14 protein-coding genes are annotated in these 18331 nt (G+C 59.7%); 12 read left to right on the top strand and 2 right to left on the bottom strand.

Going from position 1 to position 18331, the window contains the following annotated elements:
• Positions 1-31 precede the first annotated feature (31 nt).
• Entirely contained in the window at positions 32-1501 is a 1470-nt protein-coding gene (locus LDN82_RS14740) for a PAS domain-containing sensor histidine kinase (RefSeq protein ID WP_224164751.1), read from the top strand.
• Positions 1502-1618: 117 nt separating this feature from the next.
• Here the strand turns inward: LDN82_RS14740 and LDN82_RS14735 are convergent, their stop codons facing one another.
• Complete coding sequence (locus tag LDN82_RS14735; RefSeq protein ID WP_003804966.1) at positions 1619-1867, bottom strand: WhiB family transcriptional regulator; 249 nt, start codon at positions 1865-1867, stop codon at positions 1619-1621.
• Between the two features lie 311 nt (positions 1868-2178).
• Here LDN82_RS14735 and LDN82_RS14730 point away from each other — a divergent pair, with 311 nt between their 5' ends.
• The gene (locus LDN82_RS14730; protein ID WP_224164750.1) at positions 2179-2616 is read left to right on the top strand and encodes a hypothetical protein; all 438 of its coding nucleotides are present in this window, start codon (positions 2179-2181) and stop codon (positions 2614-2616) included.
• Here the strand turns inward: LDN82_RS14730 and LDN82_RS14725 are convergent.
• Positions 2613-6815, bottom strand: a complete 4203-nt coding sequence (locus tag LDN82_RS14725) for an FtsK/SpoIIIE domain-containing protein (RefSeq protein WP_224164749.1) — start codon at positions 6813-6815, stop codon at positions 2613-2615. The two genes, LDN82_RS14730 and LDN82_RS14725, sit on opposite strands and share 4 nt — an antisense overlap.
• 200 nt (positions 6816-7015) lie before the next feature.
• On the opposite strand from LDN82_RS14725, the gene LDN82_RS14720 reads away from it, so the two are divergent.
• The 10 genes from LDN82_RS14720 (at position 7016) to LDN82_RS14675 (ending at position 18290) form a co-directional block, all read left to right on the top strand.
• Positions 7016-7606 carry an acyltransferase gene (locus LDN82_RS14720; protein WP_224164748.1) on the top strand — a complete coding sequence of 197 codons (591 nt, stop codon included), beginning with the start codon at positions 7016-7018 and terminating at the stop codon, positions 7604-7606.
• Complete coding sequence (locus LDN82_RS14715; RefSeq protein WP_224164747.1) at positions 7603-8694, top strand: DegT/DnrJ/EryC1/StrS family aminotransferase; 1092 nt, start codon at positions 7603-7605, stop codon at positions 8692-8694. Before LDN82_RS14720 ends, LDN82_RS14715 begins: the two co-directional genes overlap by 4 nt.
• The gene (locus LDN82_RS14710) at positions 8694-9680 is read left to right on the top strand and encodes a Gfo/Idh/MocA family oxidoreductase (RefSeq protein WP_224088064.1); all 987 of its coding nucleotides are present in this window, start codon (positions 8694-8696) and stop codon (positions 9678-9680) included. Before LDN82_RS14715 ends, LDN82_RS14710 begins: the two co-directional genes overlap by 1 nt.
• Positions 9681-9866: 186 nt before the next feature.
• Positions 9867-11051 (top strand): UDP-galactopyranose mutase, encoded by a 1185-nt coding sequence (glf, locus tag LDN82_RS14705; protein WP_224088062.1) that lies wholly within the window; start codon positions 9867-9869, stop codon positions 11049-11051.
• The gene (locus LDN82_RS14700) at positions 11048-13060 is read left to right on the top strand and encodes a glycosyltransferase (protein ID WP_224164746.1); all 2013 of its coding nucleotides are present in this window, start codon (positions 11048-11050) and stop codon (positions 13058-13060) included. The genes glf and LDN82_RS14700 overlap by 4 nt, the downstream gene beginning before the upstream one ends.
• 2 nt (positions 13061-13062) lie before the next feature.
• Positions 13063-13920 carry an ABC transporter permease gene (locus LDN82_RS14695; protein WP_224164745.1) on the top strand — a complete coding sequence of 286 codons (858 nt, stop codon included), beginning with the start codon at positions 13063-13065 and terminating at the stop codon, positions 13918-13920.
• On the top strand, positions 13921-14652 hold the full coding sequence (locus LDN82_RS14690) for an ABC transporter ATP-binding protein (protein ID WP_224164744.1): 732 nt from the start codon (positions 13921-13923) through the stop codon (positions 14650-14652).
• A 74-nt stretch (positions 14653-14726) separates the two neighbouring features.
• Entirely contained in the window at positions 14727-16841 is a 2115-nt protein-coding gene (locus tag LDN82_RS14685; RefSeq protein WP_224164743.1) for a DUF6541 family protein, read from the top strand.
• Between the two features lie 3 nt (positions 16842-16844).
• Positions 16845-17330 carry a GtrA family protein gene (locus LDN82_RS14680; RefSeq protein ID WP_224088056.1) on the top strand — a complete coding sequence of 162 codons (486 nt, stop codon included), beginning with the start codon at positions 16845-16847 and terminating at the stop codon, positions 17328-17330.
• A gap of 3 nt (positions 17331-17333) precedes the next feature.
• Positions 17334-18290 (top strand): glycosyltransferase family 2 protein, encoded by a 957-nt coding sequence (locus LDN82_RS14675; protein WP_216924011.1) that lies wholly within the window; start codon positions 17334-17336, stop codon positions 18288-18290.
• The last annotated feature ends 41 nt before the right edge of the window (positions 18291-18331 follow it).

The following is an 18331-nucleotide window of genomic DNA, read 5'->3' as shown; positions in this document are numbered from 1 at the left end:
GGCTGGTCCCCGCGTCGCAAATGGAGGTGCAGTGGCAATCTTTACAGACCCCATCAGGGAACACGCTGATTTCGGGCCTGGAGATGCTGAATGGCTGCACCTCCTGGTAGGCGATTGGCAAATGGTCGCCGACCTGGCGTTTGCAGACCTCGCCTTGTGGTTTCCCCATCCGGAGTTTGGGTACATCGCCCTCGCCCACGTACGTCCGTCGACATCGCATACGGTGTTTCACGCGGACTTCGTGGGTGAGGGCATCCGCTCGGATCTTCGTCCACTCGTGGAAAAGGCCTGGAACAGCCGCTCCATTGAACGCTCCAGTGAGACGAGCTGGAGCAGCGAAATGGCGCTGCGTGTCGAAGCCGTGCCGATGGTGCGCAACGGCAGGACTCTCGCTGTTGTCACATCCCATATGGATCTTTCCAGTTCCCGTATGCCGTCCAGGCTGGAACTCACGTACCGGCAATGCGCCTACGACCTCCTTCGCATGGGAACTCTGGGGTTGTGGCCGGATTTCGCATCGCCAACCGGATCACGCAGAGGCGCCCCGCGTGTGGGGGACGGACTCATCCGGCTCGACGCTGAAGGCATTGTGCAGTATGCAAGTCCCAACGGCGTATCTGCTTTCCGGCGGCTGGGCGAAGTTGAGTCCCTGGAAGGACGTTCCCTCGCTGAAGTGACGGCGGGATTGCTGAAGGATCGGCGCATGGTGGACGAGACGCTGCCGTTGGTTGTCACTGGCCGAATGCCATGGCGCAGCGAAATTGAGTCCAGGGGGGTTAGCCTGTCCCTGCGTGCCATTCCTTTGCGCGACGAGCAACATCGCTTTGGCGCCCTTGTTTTGTGCCGCGACGTGTCCGAGTTGAGGCGCCGCGAAATGGAGCTGGTCACCAAGGACGCGACGATCCGCGAGATCCACCACCGAGTCAAGAACAACCTCCAGACCGTTGCCGCCCTGCTGCGTATGCAGTCCCGACGGATGGTCAGCGACGAAGCAAAACAGGGACTGGAACAGGCCATGCGTCGCGTGGCCACCATCGCGCTTGTTCACGAGACCCTGTCCCAGGGTCTGACTCAAAGCGTCGACTTCGATGAACTCATTGGCCGCCAGTTCAGGCTTTCTGCCGAAGTCGCTTCACCTTCCCAGCAAGTACGCACCGAAAGATCCGGGATGTTCGGTGAACTCCCCAGCGATTTCGCAACGCCCCTGGCCCTGGTCATCAACGAACTGGTCACTAATGCTGTTGAGCACGGTTTGGAGGGACGCACGGGAACCGTTTGGTTGCTCGCTGACCGTGCAGCGGGAGACGGAAATGACGAGTTCCTGACAGTAACTATTGCCGATGATGGTGTTGGGTTGCCGGACGGGCAATACACGGAAGGCCTGGGTTTGCAGATCGTGCGTACTCTGGTCACAAGTGAGCTTGGCGGATCCATTCAATGGAGCCCCAGGGAGGGCGGCGGGACCGCCGTCGAAATTGTCCTGAACCTCGCGCGCGCTTAGCGCCTTCCGGAGGTGGAGGGGTTTAGCAGGCAGCTGTCTTAAACGCGGAAGGCCGCGGACCAGTTGGTCCGCGGCCTTCCGCGTTGGTGCTTGTACTGCCTGCTGGGAAGCGAGCTGCTAAGAAGCGCGCCGGGCCCGTGCTGCGCGACGCTTGAGTGCACGGCGTTCGTCCTCGCTCATGCCACCCCAGACGCCTGCATCCTGGCCGGACTCCAGAGCCCATTGAAGGCAAGTGTCCACGACCGGGCACCGGCGGCAAACGCTTTTTGCTTCCTCAATCTGCAGAAGTGCTGGTCCCGTGTTGCCGACTGGGAAAAAGAGCTCCGGGTCCTTGTCGAGGCAGGCTGCGCGATTACGCCAATCCATGCTGATCAGTCACTCCATTCGTGAGAACTAGTTTGAGCCTTTTGTGAAAACATTCACGAGAGGCTCCAAAGGAAAGGGGCCCGCATGGGCCCCCTTGGTCGTCTGAGTCAAGCGTTTCATGTTAACGCCTTGTAAACAAGGGGTATTAGTCGTTGAAATGCCCTGAATCCGTGAGCGATGCATCACATCAGCCGCCAGTGCCCTCACTGCTAGATGACTATGTCCGGTAGGGTGCCAGTGTGTCAAGACCTCCTGTTAACCCGGCCCAACCAAACTCTGGATCAGATGGAAGCAACGGTCCAGTTAGACCTGTGCCTGAGGGACCCATAACTCAGGGACTGGAATCCGGAGGCAAGAAGCCTCCTGGAATCCTGGTTATTTCCATCGTTGTCGTGTTGGAAGCACTGGCCCTCCTTGGTGCTGCGGCTTGGTACGCCTTCGAGCTGTTGACCGGAGCCCCTGTCCTGACGTTTTGGGGAGCGGTCTTTACGCTGGGCCTCCTATTGGCCTTCTCGGCCTGGCTGTTCGCTGTGGGCCATTTCCTGTTCCGCGGTTACCGATGGACCCGAGCGGCCGCCTTGGTGGCTCAGTTGTTCGTCCTTACCATCGGTTTCCCAACCATGACCGGCGGCTTGGTTCTGCCGGGGTTGGCCATGATTTTGCCTGCGCTGGCGGCGATCGTGTTTCTCTTCCAAAAGCGTGTCATCGCATATGCGTCGCGAGCGGGAGGGACGCAGGGCGCGCTCTAGCGAATGCCGCCCTGGCTTTCGATGCTCCTGATGTGCGTCATGGAGTCGGTGGTGAACGCCACCTGCACTTGGACCGCGCGGTTTCCCCGGACGATCACGCCCCGACCGGCACGCGGCGGGTTTTCTATTTCCAGCCTCACGCCGAGGATGTCGCCGTCCAGGGGAGTCCTCGGAGCCAGAATCAGGCCGTTGCCATTGGCTTGGACCTCTGCAGCCAGTGGCAAGCGTTGAAGCAATGCTGGACCTGTCGTGGCAGTCATGATCATTCCTCGTGTCCGGCCAGCCAGGGCGGCGAGAGCTGCGCGCCCCTCCGGATCCAGGAGATCGGCGTCATCGACACAGAGGATGCTCGCAGGATCCAGCGACCCAGTGGTGGCAGAACGGGCCACGCTTGCCCAGAAAGCACCCGTGGTAGTTCCAGCTGCCGGGAAGATCCACGGAACCTGGGAATTAAGGGCCATCAGCGATGTCAGCACCGAAGTCTTGCCGGAGCCATGACCTCCAATAATGATGCTGACACCACGCCGCCCAAGGGGAAATGACACGGGAACCGATTCGTCGCCCCCAAGGCCGATCCACAAGGGAATGGAGTCCGGCGATGTCGCGCCGTCCTCGTCTTCACGTGCAATGCGGTTGCTGCCAGACTGCGCCGATCCCGGGGATCGCCCCGATGGTCCTGGGACAGCTGCCATCGCGGCAACGAAAGCAGACGTGCTGAGGTATTCGGGGAGGGGCCGGACCCGGAAGGGTGGTTCCGATGAAGGTTGAAGATCAACGAACGGCCAGTCATTCCTGCTTGGTTCAGTGCGGATGGGTGCAGTGCGGATGGGTGCAGTGCGGAAATGAACCACCGTGGTTGCGCCCTGAACAAATCCACCCATGGCAACAGCGCGCCCTGGGACAGACTCGACTTCGGGAAGGCGTGGCCAGTGAAAGCGCGATTCTTCCGTGGCGCCCGTTGGGAAAAATGCCCGGTTTGGGATTGCGGCGAAAAATCGTGAGCTGACGAGTTCGCGTTCGCCGGAGATCAGGACTGTGATGCCAAGGGGTGTCCCGTCCCGGACGATGTCCCTCAAGAGATCCTCGGCCCACGCGAAACGCCCTGATCGGAGCGCTGCGGCCCATGAGCAAAAGCCGGTAACCACCAGGACCAAACGGGGCCGTGTGGACACATCCTCGCCCGCCCCGCGTCGACGTGCCATTTCTTCAGCGAGCCGCTCAAGGACCCGTACCGCCAATGCCAGCTGATGCAGGCCCAGTGTGGCGCCATAGCTGCCGTCTGGACGGAGCTTTCCCAGCATTCCAACTGAATCCAGGATGTACAGATGCGGTGGGATTCCATGTGCTGCCAGCATCGCCGATGCAGCCTTGAAGCATTCGTGCATTCCACTGGAACTGCTGCCGATCATGGCGAAATGACCATGGTCGGAAGGCGACCATTGCAGGGCCTCCACTGACTGCTGTTCCGGTCTGTCCACGATCCCCAACGGACCTACGGGGGTCATGGACCCGTCCGGTGCGTCTTCAACGTCCTTGCCCGCCATACCGAAAGCGGACAGATCTTCATTCCACCCAATGGACACCGGCAAAGGTGGGGCTACAGGTTGCCTGGGGTCAGCCCGCCCCAGGGAGCGCCAGGCGGTTCGGGTTGCCGAGACCACCGCTTCGGCCCTTGTTTCCGACTGTGCCGTGGACTTCCCGATCATTGGCTGTTTGTCCTGCGGAGAGTGCAAGGCCCCAACGGCCGACTGAACGATTGCTGCCTCCGGGGCCCGGCTGACGGTGGCTGGCACAGCAAGGGACGCCGTCTGGAATTCCTCTGGATTGCCGGTGGCCCTTACAAGATACGCCCGCCCGGGAACGCCGACGCCGATGGATGCAGCGGCTTTGGAATTGATGATGTCCATTGATTCTGCATCCGACTGAACACGCAGTGCGATGCTTGAAGTGACGTTGGCGCGGATGTCGGCGGTCAGCGCACCTTGTGGCCTTTGTGTGGCCATGACCAGGTGAATGCCGAGGGACCGTCCAATGGCGGCAACGCGCATCAGCTCACGAAGGGCTCCGGGGGCTTCGTCGACCAACATTCGGAACTCATCTACAACAAGGACCAAGTGGGGGATCGCCGCCCCTGTAGCTGCAGCTGAACGTTGGTATGCAGCCAAGTCTGAAGTCCCAGCGTCCGCGAACAACTCCTCGCGATGGCGGATCTCGCCCCGCAGGGAAGTAAGCACGCGGTCAAGATGATGACTTCCAAGGTCAGTAAGAAGGCCCACGCAGTGCGGAAGCCCACGTAAAGGGCGTAGTCCGGAGCCTCCCTTGAAATCGACAAACAGGAATGTCACCTCGTCTGGCGAGTGATTCAGGGCCATGGATGCCACTATCGTCCGCAGGAGTTCCGATTTCCCGGAGCCTGTAGTTCCGGCTACCAGGAGATGGGGTCCATCAATATGGAAGCTAAACGTCAAGGGGCCGTCTTGGCCCTGCCCCAGAATTGCCTGGAGCTCGTTTGGCCCGTTCCCGCCAACCCATCGCCGGAGTATGCCTCGAGGTCCGCCTGGAAGCAGGTCATTCAAAGAGCATGATTCTGGAATGGCGTCCTCGGCAGGGCCTTCCCGGTGCGGGATGGACGCCATTGTGCGGCAGAACTGTTCGAAGGCCTTCAGTGGAACCAAGTCCGGGATGAACTCCTGCAGGCCACCGGGGACCTGTAAATTGGCGGATGTTCCAGACTGTCCTATCTCAATGACCGGACCGTTGGGTCCGGGGTAGTGGCCGGAATGCCGCAACACCTGCCATGAAGCCTCCAAGGCGGCGTCCAGGAGTTTGGTATTGCACTCATCTCCGCCCGGCGAGTCATCGAGAACTATGAGCCTGCCATTGTTGTTTCCCTTCGACCTTCGTAGAGCTGCCGTCGCGGCCGCATCATTTGTGGCAAGCGTCAGGTGCGGGAGGAACCGGGCGCTGAGAGGCAGGCGCCCTATCGGTCCCAAAAGAATAATCGGTGTGGCCGACGATCCTGGGAAACTTGACAGTTGCATGATGATAAAGCGGATCAGGGCATCGACGTGCTCGGCCTGGCCGTGCAAGGCAACAGTCGCGGGGTGCACGCCCAGCGTTACTGGCATGGCTCCGATTGCCGGTGGACAGAAATGGGGATCTGCGGGGACGATCCGCACATTGGCCAGGGTGGGCGCCGTACCTAGCCGGACGCACGTTCCCGAGCCGGCGGCCGGACGTGGTGGTGACGCATCGGGCGACCCCGCCACGGGGCCGGGCAATGTTGGCGGTGCCGGAGGGTTCAGGACCAAGCCTGCCGCCGGGACCATGGTGGCAACGATGATCTCTGCAGCAGACGGCGAACATCGGCGGCGGCGTTGGGCGTCCTGCAAGGCCGCCGTTGCGACGGCAAGCCTGAACTCCCGGCGTCCCTTCCTTCCGGTGATTATCGGAACAAGGAGGCCCAGCGCGGAAACGGCCGTAAAGCCAAGGAACATCCACATTCCCGTTGCGAGTGCAAGACCAACGCCTGCTACCAACGGGAGCCCCGCCGCAACGGCAACCGGCCATCGGTTCAATGAGCCCGTCTGACGCTGGACTTCAAGGGGCAATTCAACGGAACGGCCGGCGTCGGCGTGAATCCCGGGAGTGGAGCTGTTTGGCGTAACGATAGTGAAGGTTGTATTGCCGCAGCGAATTTCCGAAGACGACGTCACCGTCTTTTCACGGACACGCTCCCCATCAACAAGTACCGAGTTCCGGCTGCCCGTGTCCGTGACGCTCAATGCGGTGCTGGACACCTCCAGCACGGCGTGCTCGCGGGACATGCCTGGATCAGGGATGCGAATGTCGACATCGCCGCGGCCAATGTGGTGGTGACCGCGCTGGAGTGCAAAGACTGAGCCCGCCCCCGGCCCGGTATGGGACAGGAGCAGGAGCGGCGTTGCCGGGGAGTCTGACTTTTCAACGGGACAGTGTCCGTCCACCAGTACGGCCCCGGCCACGAGTGGCGGGTGTCCGACAGTCAGGGCGGACAGGTCTTCCCCTGCGACTGAGAGCGGACCGACCCCCCGCGCCTCCTGCAATTGCCGCTGGAGTTCCAAGCCCGGCATTCCACCGAAAGCGATGATTGTCAGTTCTTCCGGTGGTTCCGGTGATGCGGCATTCGGGCCACGAACCAGTGTGCACTCAAAGATCATTTGCCCATTCCTTCCTGGATTCCCGCAGCGTCCAGAACTGAGGCTATGGAATTCCGGGGCAGCCTGCTGCCCCCTTCCTGGGCTATGTGGATAACTGTTGGCGATACCAGCTCAAGGCGCTGGCTTGACGCGAGGACATGGCGTCTCGGCTAAGATGAAACTCGTTGTCGCGTGTGCTCAATCAGAAGGGACCTTCACCGGTGATAGTGGTTGCAGAGAGCGCCGATGTTTCAGACGAGGCGGTAATTGGTGATGGATCCAAGATCTGGCATCTTGCCCAAGTCCGCGAGAAAGCCGAATTGGGTGTCAATTGCATCGTCGGACGCGGTGCCTACATCGGCACCGGCGTCAAGATGGGGGACAACTGCAAAGTCCAGAACTATGCACTTGTCTACGAGCCCGCAGAACTCGAGGCCGGCGTATTTATCGGTCCGGCAGTCGTGCTGACGAATGATACCTATCCCCGTGCTGTAGGTCCGGACGGAAGCCTGAAGAGTGCACACGACTGGGAGCCAGTGGGCGTCACTATTCGTGAAGGTGCGTCCATCGGTGCCCGTGCCGTATGCGTCGCTCCCGTGACCATCGGACGCTGGGCCACCGTAGCCGCCGGAGCGGTTGTCGCCAAAGATGTCCCTGATTTCGCGCTGATGGTCGGGGTTCCGGCCAAGCGGCGGGGCTGGGTCGGTAAGGCGGGCTTCCCGCTGCAGAACGTTGGCGGGAACTGGGTATGCCCGGAAACCGGCGCCACATATGTTGAACAGAACGAGACACTTCGAGAGGTAGAGGCATGAGCCCCGAATTCATTCCCCCCGCCAAACCCATCATTGGCGACGACGAGCGCAAGGCCGTAGAGGCAGTTCTGGCCTCCGGCCAGCTTGCCCAAGGCTCGGAGGTTGCGTCGTTCGAGCAGGAATTTTCCCAAGTACTTCTGGACGGCCGCGCAGCTGTCGCCGTCAACTCCGGCACCTCAGGACTGCACCTTGGCCTTCTGGCCGCCGGCATAGGCGCCGGCGACGAAGTCATTGTTCCTTCGTTCACGTTCGCAGCCACGGCCAACTCGGTGGCGCTGACCGGAGCCACGCCCGTCTTTGCCGACGTTGACCCGGATTACTACACGCTGGATCCTGCGTCCGTTGAGGCGAAGATTACCGACCGCACGGCAGCGATCATGCCTGTCCACCTCTATGGGCACCCCTTCAATGTTGATGCCATTGGCGCGCTGGCTGCGAAGCACGGGGTTAAAGTGTTCGAGGATGCAGCCCAGGCTCATGGTGCCGCTGTCAACGGCCGGAAGGTCGGGACCTTCGGCGACTTCGCCATGTTCAGCCTTTACCCCACGAAGAACATGACCTCCGGCGAGGGCGGAATGGTCAGCACGGGCCTGGCCGACGTCGAACGTCGCCTCCGCCTCTTGCGCAACCAGGGCATGGAGCGCCAGTACGAGAACGAGTTGGTTGGCTTTAACGCCCGCATGACCAACATTCATGCAGCCATCGGGCGCGTCCAGCTGACAAAGGTTGAAGGCTGGACGAAGACGCGGCAGGAAAACGCAGCATTCTTTGACGCAAACATCGAAGGCGTCATCACCCCGAAGGTAGCCGAGGGCTATGAGCACGTCTACCATCAGTACACCATCCGCATTACCGAGGACCGTGATGGTTTCGCCAAGGCATTGCGAGAGGAATACAACGTCGGCTGTGGCGTGTACTATCCCATCCCGAACCACCGACTTGCGCCCTTCCAGACATCGGATGAGCTGCCTGTCACTGAAGAATCCGCAGCCAGCGTACTGTCCCTCCCGGTGCACCCGTCTTTGAGCCAGGATGATCTGGACCGCATCGTGACGGCTGTCAACGCCATCGCAAAGGCAGGAAGCTAGTGGCAAACCTCCGCGCAGGCCTCATCGGACTGGGTATGATGGGCCGCCACCACGCCCGCGTTATCCGCGAGCTTGATGGCGTTGACCTGGTTGCTGTCGCGGATTCGTTTGGCGATCCGCACAATGTTGCTGATGGCCTGACTGTCTACAACACAGTCGAGGAACTGATTGAGCAGGGAATCGATATGGCAGTGGCTGCCGTACCGACCATCCTGCATGAGGAAGTGGCGTTGCGGCTTGCTGAAGCCGGTATCCACTGCCTCGTTGAGAAACCTATTGCCAACGATTCCGAGTCGGGTGGACGCATTGCCCAGGCCTTCGAAGCCAAAGGCCTCATCGGCGCCGTCGGCCACATCGAGCGCTTTAACCCTTCGCTGCAAAGCCTTCGCGAGCGGCTCGGGAACGGTGACCTCGGTGAGGTCTACCAGATCAGCACGCGGCGCCAGGGGCCCTTCCCGTCACGCATCGCCGACGTCGGGGTGGTCAAGGACCTTGCCACGCACGATATCGACCTCACCGCCTGGCTCGCACAGAGCAACTTCGTGAACGTCGTAGCGCACACAACCTCCCGTAGTGGCCGCGAACATGAAGACATGGTCACAGCCATTGGCCACCTCAAGAGCGGTGTCGTAACCAATCACATCGTCAATTGGTTGTCGCCCATGAAGGAACGTACAACGGTGGTTCTGGGTGAACGTGGAGCTTTCATCGCCGACACCATTTCTGCAGACCTGACCTTCGTGGAGAACGGAACGTTCCAGACGGACTGGGATTCCGTCGCTGCCTTCCGGGGAGTCTCCGAGGGATCCTCTACGCGGTTCGCCCTTGCCAAGCGGGAGCCGCTGAAAATGGAACACGAGGCGTTCCGTGACGCAATCCTCGGAAAGTCCATGAATATCGTCACGATGGCGGAAGGCCTGGAGACCCTGCGGGTTGCTGAGGCCGTGTTGGACTCGGCGAAGTCGGGCTCTGTCATCTGCCTCTGATACGCCAAATCAAGCATCGTCTTTGGGGGAGGCTGGCCATGTGCCAGCCTCCCTTCGGTGTTTGTGGACCCCGGCCGCCCCTGCTTGGCCATGGGCCCGGATACGGGGAACGCAGGCCAAGTCGGGTAGCCTTGACCAGTAGACGTGGGCACTTCTGTGCCCGCACGCCAATACACAGGAGAGTTTGTGAACGCTGATCTCGTCGTCGTCGGCTCGGGTTTCTTTGGCCTGACCATTGCAGAACGCGCCGCTACCGAGTTGGGGCTAAAGGTCGCGGTTCTTGATCGCCGCCACCATATTGGAGGAAACGCCTACAGCGAGAATGAAGAGAAGACGGGAATCGAGGTGCACCGCTACGGCGCGCATCTCTTCCATACGTCCAATGAACGTGTCTGGGAGTACGTGAACAGGTTCACCAAGTTCACGAGCTATCAGCACAAGGTTTACACCAGCCACAAAGGCGAGGTGTACCCCATGCCGATCAACCTCGGTACCATCAACCAGTTCTTCCGTGCAGCAATGAGCCCCAGCGAAGCGCGTCAGCTCATTGCGGAGCAAGCGGGCGAACTTGCCGGCACTGATCCGCAGAACCTCAATGACAAGGGTATCCAGCTGATCGGGCGGCCCCTGTACGAGGCATTCATCAAGCACTACACCGGCAAGCAGTGGCAGACGGACCCGAAGGACCTTCCCGCGGAGATCATCTCCAGGCTCCCGGTGCGCTACAACTATGACAACCGTTACTTCAATGACACCCATGAAGGGCTCCCGGTTGACGGCTATACGGCCTGGATCGAGCGCATGGCGGACAACCCCAACATCGAAGTTGTCCTGAACACGGATTTCTTTGACGATGGCGAATTCGGCCGCTCTTCCGTCCTTGGGCAGGTTCCTGTCATCTACACGGGCCCCGTGGACCGCTACTTCGACTACGCCGAGGGTGATCTCTCCTGGCGCACGATCGACCTCGAAGAAGAAGTGCTGCCGATCGAGGATTTCCAGGGATGCCCGGTGATGAACTACCCGGACCCTGAGACTGCTTTCACCCGCATCCACGAATTCCGCCACTTCCACCCTGAGCGCGACTACACGAAGGACGCGACGGTCATCATGCGCGAATTCTCGCGTTTCGCGGAGAAGGGCGACGAGCCTTACTACCCTGTCAACACAACAGAAGACCGCAGCAAGCTGCTTGCTTACCGTGATCTTGCACGTGGCGAGAAGTCTGTACTGTTTGGCGGGCGTCTTGGAACGTACAAGTACCTGGACATGCACATGGCCATCGGTTCGGCCCTGTCGATGTTCGACAACAAGATCAAGCCGCACTTTACGGGCGGCGCCAAGCTGGAAAGTGGTGGAGTGGACGCATGACCGCCACAACAAATGAAAGCCAGGAGACTGCCATGACGGCCACAACAGCCGCAGACAGCCCGACGTCGACTGAGCAGAACCTTCGAGTAGTCCAGCGTGTGGTTTTCCCGGCCAACCGCGACCTCGATACCCTGCCGCTGTATGTCGATCCGGACACCAATAAGATCCGCAAGCAGGACGACAACGGCACAGCAGTTGTTCAGGCAGTGGGCATGGCCCGCAAACTCCACCCGGAGGACATCCTGGACCGCGGGTCGGTGCAGGTGCGCCGGGGCGAGCGTCTTTCCTTTGGTTCCTACTTCAATGCCTTCCCGGCGAGCTACTGGCGCAAATGGACCATCGCCACAAAGACGATTCTGCACATCGAGACCGAGGGCGAAGGAACGGTCATCGTTTACCGGTCGAACGCGCGCGGCGCGTCGCAGCGCGTCGACTCGATCCTCGTTGAGGGAACTGCGTCGAACGACTTCGAACTTACGCTCGCTCCCTTTGGCGATGGCGGTTGGTACTGGTTCGACCTCATCGCCGGCGGCGAAGGCATGACACTTAAGAGCGCCCACTGGGCTGTTCCTGATGAAGGCAGGCCCCAGGGGAAAGTCACGCTGGGTGTTACAACGTTCAACCGTGCCGACTACTGCCTGGAAACCATCAAGTCGATCGACGCCGACTCCGGTCTCCGTGAAATCCTCGCGGAACTGATCATCGTGGACCAAGGCAACAAGAAGGTGGCCGACGAAGACGGGTTTGACGCCGTCGCTGCCTCCATGGGCGAGCAGTTGCGCATCATCAACCAGGGCAACCTTGGTGGTTCGGGTGGGTTCGCCCGGAACATGTACGAGATGCTCGTCTCTGATAAGAGCGACTACGTCATGCTTCTCGACGACGACATTGAGCTTGAAACCGAAGGTGTGCTCAGGGCGGTGGCATTTGCCGACCTATGCCGCAAGCCCACCATCGTCGGCGGACACATGTTCGACATGTATAACAAGTCCGTTTTGCACGCCTACGCCGAAGTAGTGAATTTTTACCGTTTCCTTTGGGGACCCGTGGAGGGCCTGGGAAATCACGACTTCTCCGCAGAAGGCCTTCGCTCAACGCCACTGCTGCACCGCCGCTGGGATGCTGACTACAACGGTTGGTGGATGTGCCTCATCCCCAAGACCGTCGTCGAAAACATCGGACTGTCCCTTCCCGTGTTCATCAAATGGGACGACGCCGAGTACTCCTTGCGTGCCCGCGCGGCAGGTTTCCCGACCGTTACGCTACCGGGCGCAGCGGTGTGGCATGTCTCATGGGCTGATAAAGACGACTCTGTCGACTGGCAGGCTTACTACCACGAACGCAACAGGCTCATCGCGACTCTTCTGCATTCGCCGTTCCCCAAGGGTGGCCGGATTTTCCGGGAAAGCCTGAACACGGACATAAAGCATTTGGTATCGATGCAGTACTACCCCGAGCAAGCCCGTGTCATGGCTCTCCGGGACGTCCTGGAGGGGCCAGGCAAGCTCCACGAGCAACTGCCCACCACTATGCCCAAGCTCCGTGCAATGCGCGAGGACTTTGTTGACTCCCAGGTCAAGACCGACCCCGGCGCATTCCCTGAGTCCTTCCGTAAGCGTCCGCCGAAGAAGCCGCAGACTTACAAGCAGCCGGGTGCACTTGGCCTGCTGCCCTGGGCGGTCAAGACCGTCCTTAAGCAGACCCTTGCTCCGGTCCGCGATTCTGCCAGGACCAACCCTGAAGCCCATGTAGCGCATCAGGACGGCAAATGGTGGAGTTTGGCGCATCTTGACAGCGCAGTGGTCTCCAATGCAGATGGCACAGGAGCGTCGTGGTACCAGCGTGACCCCAAGCTGGCGCGCCGGCTTTTGGTTGAGACAGCGCAGCTGCACGCGCAGCTTTTCTCGAATTGGGAGACGCTCCGCGCCCAGTACCGTGCGGCGCTGCCCCAGATCACATCGATGGAGTCCTGGCGAGAGACGTTCGATGCCTCGGAGCCCAAAAAGTAGCGATGGCCAACTCCACTGATATTTATGCTGTTCCAGGGGTAGGTGCCGGTCTGCTGGATGTCTTCCGGCGCCGGTACCTCCTGAAACTGATCGTTCGCAAGGAACTCAGGGTCCGCTACCGGGGCTCCGTGCTGGGTCTGGCCTGGTCATACGTGAAGCCGTTGGTCCAGTACTTGGTTCTGTTCTTTGCCTTGGGCATCGTGCTTCGCGTGGGGGACCAGATTCCCAACTACGCCCTGTACATGTTCTCCGGCGTCATCGTGGTCAATTTCTTCACGGAAGCGTTTTCGAACGCAACGCGCTCCATAGTATGGAATGCCGCGTTGGTGAAAAAGATCTACCTGCCTCGCGAACTTTTTCCCGTGGCGTCGGTCTGGGTCGCTGCCGTGCATTTCCTTCCCCAGCTGGTGGTCTTGCTGGCTGCTGCCCTTTTCAACGGGTGGAGTCCAGATGTGATGCAGCTGGTGGGTGCAGCGCTGGGCTTCGTCATTGTGGCCGTAACAGCCACTGGCCTGGGCCTCCTGGCAGGTGCCATCAACGTGTTTTTCCGCGATGCAGAGAACATCGTGGACATGTTGATGATGATCGTCACCTGGACTTCACCCGTGCTCTATGACTGGACCATGATTCGTCGTCTTGCCCCGGACTGGGTCCTGACGATCTACCAGCTCAACCCGGTGACCGTGGCGGTGGAATTGTTCCACTGGGCGTTCTGGTACCCGACGGTCACCAAGCCCGTAGAACTGCCGCCTCACCTGATGTTGACGGGGTTGGCTGGACTGGGCATGGCCGCAGTTTTCCTTATCATCGGCCAGCTGGTGTTCCGCCGGCTCGAAGGCCATTTTGCGCAGGAGGTCTGAGTGGGCGCCGCCGTCATAGTCAAGGGTTTGAAAAAGACCTTTAATCTGCGTCACTCGCACTCCCTTAAAGAGACGCTTGTGTGGCTCGTCAAGGGACGCAAGGGTGACCTCACCAAGAAGTTCGATGCCCTGCACGATGTCAGCTTCGAGATACAGGACGGGGAGACCGTGGCCCTTCTGGGGTTCAATGGCTCCGGCAAGTCCACGTTGCTTAAGTTGATTTCCGGCGTCATCCTTCCGGATAAGGGCACGGTGCGGACCAAAGGCCGGGTCGCGGGCCTGATTGAGGTTGGGGCCGGGTTTCACCCGGATTTATCCGGCCGTGAGAACGTCTTCCTTAACGCCGCGATCCTTGGAATGACGGAGCAGGAGATCAACGAGAAATTCGACGAGATCGTCGCTTTCTCGGAAATCGAGCAGTTCATCGACACGGAAGTGAAGTTCTATTCTTCCGGAATGTTCCTGCGCCTTGCTTTTGCAGTGGCAGTCCACACGCAGCCGGACATCTTCCTTGTGGACGAGATCCTTGCTGTTGGCGATGAACCTTTCCAGCGGAAGTGCCTGGCCAAAATCAAGCAGCTGTCCGACGAAGGCAGGACCCTGGTGGTTGTCAGCCATGACCTGGATATGATTTCGCGGATCTGCGACAGGGGAGTCGTCTTATCCTCCGGAACTGTCCAATTCGAAGGTCCGGCTGACCAGGCTGTCGCCTGGCTGCGGGAACGCAACTAAGTCCGGCATCCAATAGCAAGAGTCGTCTGTCAAGGGATGGCTAGTGGAAGCATCTAAGAAAGGCGATCGTAGGAATGGGTATCGGCCCGCTGCTGTTGTGTGTACTCCTCATCGTTGTGTTGTGGTGGGGTCCAGGCTGGCTTCTCGGAGAAGCGCTGGGAGTGCGCCGAACCCTCCTGCCCGTCGTGGCACCATTGTTGGGCATGGGTGCCCTGACGGTCATCGGTGTGATGGGGAATTCCCTGGGGTTGAGCTGGCAGCTGCTTCCTGTATCCGCCGTTCTGTTGGTGTTGGCTGCTGTCCTGTTGGGTTTGCGCCTTCTGTTGAGGCGCAGATTCCCTGACAAGTTCCAGGCCCGTCTCCGAACACAGCCAAGTATTTTCGGTAAGCACCGATTTGCCGGCTCCTGGTGGATCCTGCTCGTAGGCCTTCTTGCGGGCGGAGCGGTCGCCGCCGTGTCATGGTTTGTCGGTACTGAGGGCCTCCTGGGCATTAACCAGGACTGGGACATTCCGTGGCACGCCAACATGATCCGGCTTATATCGGTCAATCATGAATGGGATCCCGCCATAGCGGGCAACTTCGCCTACTACGACACCACTATTTCTGATGCCCCCATCAGGAGCTACCCGATTGCGTTCCACGCCGTGCTCGCGCTGTTCTGGCCAATGAGTACTGTCAGCATCCCGGTGTTCCTGAATGTTTTCGTCCTGGTGATGATGGCTGTTCAGTTGCCCCTGAGCGCCATGGCGTTAACCATGATCCTCACACGCCGGCCGGTTGCCGTCGCCGCCGCGGCTGCAGTCTCGGGATGGTTCACGGTCTACCCGTACGACTTACTGTGGCGTGGCCCGTTGATTCCATTTTTCGCTGGCATGCTGTTGGTGGGTCCCTTCGTCTTCCTGGCAGTCAAAGGTGCCTTGGAGCGGCAAAAGTTCTGGGTCCTGGGCATTGCCTTCGGCGCAGTGGGCCTTATTGCCGTGCACCCCTCCCTGGCATTCGTAGTACTGCCGGTCCTGTTCTTCTGGCTGCTCTCCGCACTGATACGGCGCAGGGGCAGGATCCTGGGCATTACTGTTTACCTGGCGGTGTCAGGGGTTCTGGCGGCGATCATCGGCCTGCCTATCATTGCCCAGATGCTCAAGGAATCCGAGCGCGTTTCCAAGATGATGTGGGCACCGGATACTGATCGCAACGGTGCCATTCAGAACATTGTTTTCCTGAACCATGGCTCCATGGCAATGCCGATCCTGACCACGCTCGTTGCCCTTGGCTGCCTTGCTGTTGCCTTCAGGATCCGCATGTGGTGGTACTTCGGTCCGGTCCTGGCTTTTGCATTTCTGTCGGTATACACCATGGGCAGCGAGAGCCCCCGTTTCCTGAACCTGACAGCACCTTTCTACGACGATCAATGGCGCATTTTCGGCATCCTTGTCATGCTGCTCGTGCCGCTTGCGGGCTTGGGCGTTGCCCAGTCAGGCGAGGCAATCGAGTGGGCTGTTCGGCGGTTCCGCAATCGACGGGCAGGATCCCATGAATCCGGGAACAAGGACGGGCGCGGGCCGAACCACGTCATCACGGCCGCGGCCGCCGTCGCCGTTTTGTTGGTATGCGGGGTTGGCGCGATCCCATACTTCAAGCAAAATGCCCAACGCATCAACATCAATACAAAGATTGATGGCCCCACCCTCAGTTCTTCCGAAGTGGACCTGCTGAGCAAAATTGACCAATACGTTCCCCAGGACGCCACAGTGCTCAATGACTCCTGCGATGGCTCCGTATGGATGTATGCACTCGGGAACCGAATGCCCATGATCCGGCACTTCGAAATACTTCCTACGAACCGCCAGCTGCTTGTCCTTCAAAAGCTCCCTGAGTTGGCGACGGATCCCGACGCACGGGCAGCCGCCTCAGAGCTTGGCATCGAATGGGTGTACATAGCCGACGGCCGGATCCGGGCCTGGGATGAGCCCAAGGCGGGCTTGACCCATCCTGATTCCATCCCTTACTTGAAGCTTGTTGTGCGTGATGGAAACGCAGCCCTGTACCAGATCGATTGGTCCCAGTTACCGGGTGGCAAACAAGCCTTCGACGCCGCTTCCAAGGACCGCGTGCAGCTTGACGGAGTCCCGGGAATCCTCGAGAACCGGAAACCCGATGGCATCGCCCCGCTTGGAAGGATCTGCTAACCAATGAAGGCATTCATCAAAAAGTTCCTCTCGTCCAGTTTGTTCAGATTCCTCGTGGTGGGCGGTCTGAGCTTCATTGTGGATCTCGGTCTGCTGGCGCTCTGCTTCCAAGTGTTTGGTTGGCCCCTTTGGTTGGCCACGGGCGCAGGATTCTGGGGTAGTTTCTTCTTCAACTACTTCCTGCAGCGCCACTTTGCCTTCGGGGGAGGCGGAACGGCTCTGGGTGGAGTGCTGCGGTACTCCGGGCTCCTGGCCTTCAACACCGTGGCGGTCATGGGAATCGTGGAGCTCTTCCAGTTCCTGGGCGCCGGATATGTTGCCGGTAAAGTGGTTGCGACGATTGTGACCATGGGATGGAACTACTTCATCTACAAGCACTGGATCTTCCCGCAAAAGAAGCAACCGAAGAGCGCCAGCGGACAGACAGATGGCGCGTCCGGCACTGACGCGCCAGCACAGAAATTCACACCTAACAGCAGCGAAGGATAATCGATGTATCGAGGCGTTCGAATTGCCGCGGTAGTACCGGCCTATAAAGAAGAGAACCACATCGCACAGGTGATCGAAACGATGCCTGATTTCGTCGATGACATTGTCATTGTTGATGACTGCAGCCCGGACGACACGTCCGGGGCTGCCCTTCGGGCGGATGACGGCAGGGTCACCTTGATTCGGCATGAGGTCAACCAAGGTGTGGGTGGCGCCGTCCTGACGGCGCATAAAGCGGCAATGGAGCTGGGCTCCGACATCAACGTCGTGATGGCCGGCGATGCCCAGATGGATCCGGAGTACCTGCCCCAGCTGCTCGATCCCGTGGTGGATGGTTACGGCTTTGCCAAGGCCAACCGCTTCTTTTCAGGTGAGTCTTTTGCCGGTATGCCTGGCTACCGCATCTTTGGCAACATCGTTTTGTCGTTCATGACAAAACTAGCCTCGGGTTACTGGCACATCTTCGACCCCCAGAATGGCTACACGGCGATCCGGACGGAAGTTCTTCGCCGCCTGCCAATGAATAAGGTGGCCGCACGCTACAGCTTTGAAAACGATCTCCTGATTCACCTGAATATCCTCGATGTACCGATTGTGGATGTCCCGATTCCTGCTGTTTACGGCAATGAGGTTTCCAGCATCAAGCTCCGGAAGGTGATCCCCGAGCTGCTGGCCATGCTCTTTGGCGGCTTCTGGCGCCGTGTTTGGTGGAAGTACATGGTTTGGTCCTTCTCAGCCGTGGCTCTTCTGTTGATCGCAGGCATCGCACTTATCGTCATGGGCCTCGTGGCTGGGATATGGGTTCTCGCCGCAAGCGTAGGATCTCCTACCGCAGGATCGGTGATGTTGGCTGTGGTGCCCTTTGTTCTGGGAGTTCAGATGCTGCTGGTATCCCTCCAGCTGGACATACAGGCAAGTCCAAACAGACCAACGATGCATCCCATGAAGGAACGTACGTAGGGAATTCCTGCAACAAAAGGGGGAGGGTCAGGACGCTTGGC

It is taken from the genome of Arthrobacter sp. StoSoilA2 (genome assembly GCF_019977195.1).
Lineage (GTDB): Bacteria > Actinomycetota > Actinomycetes > Actinomycetales > Micrococcaceae > Arthrobacter.
Note: the sequence above shows the minus strand (reverse complement) of the source record. Positions and strands in the feature narration are given on the sequence as shown.

What these genes read in the sequence shown, in the direction of transcription:
- LDN82_RS14735 (WP_003804966.1), bottom strand. Translation starts at nt 1,867, where the DNA reads ATGGATTGGCGTAATCGCGCAGCCTGCCTCGACAAGGACCCGGAGCTC.
- LDN82_RS14695 (WP_224164745.1), top strand. Translation starts at nt 13,063, where the DNA reads ATGGCCAACTCCACTGATATTTATGCTGTTCCAGGGGTAGGTGCCGGT.
- LDN82_RS14675 (WP_216924011.1), top strand. Translation starts at nt 17,334, where the DNA reads ATGTATCGAGGCGTTCGAATTGCCGCGGTAGTACCGGCCTATAAAGAA.
- LDN82_RS14685 (WP_224164743.1), top strand. Translation starts at nt 14,727, where the DNA reads ATGGGTATCGGCCCGCTGCTGTTGTGTGTACTCCTCATCGTTGTGTTG.
- LDN82_RS14725 (WP_224164749.1), bottom strand. Translation starts at nt 6,815, where the DNA reads ATGATCTTTGAGTGCACACTGGTTCGTGGCCCGAATGCCGCATCACCG.
- LDN82_RS14715 (WP_224164747.1), top strand. Translation starts at nt 7,603, where the DNA reads ATGAGCCCCGAATTCATTCCCCCCGCCAAACCCATCATTGGCGACGAC.
- LDN82_RS14680 (WP_224088056.1), top strand. Translation starts at nt 16,845, where the DNA reads ATGAAGGCATTCATCAAAAAGTTCCTCTCGTCCAGTTTGTTCAGATTC.
- LDN82_RS14700 (WP_224164746.1), top strand. Translation starts at nt 11,048, where the DNA reads ATGACCGCCACAACAAATGAAAGCCAGGAGACTGCCATGACGGCCACA.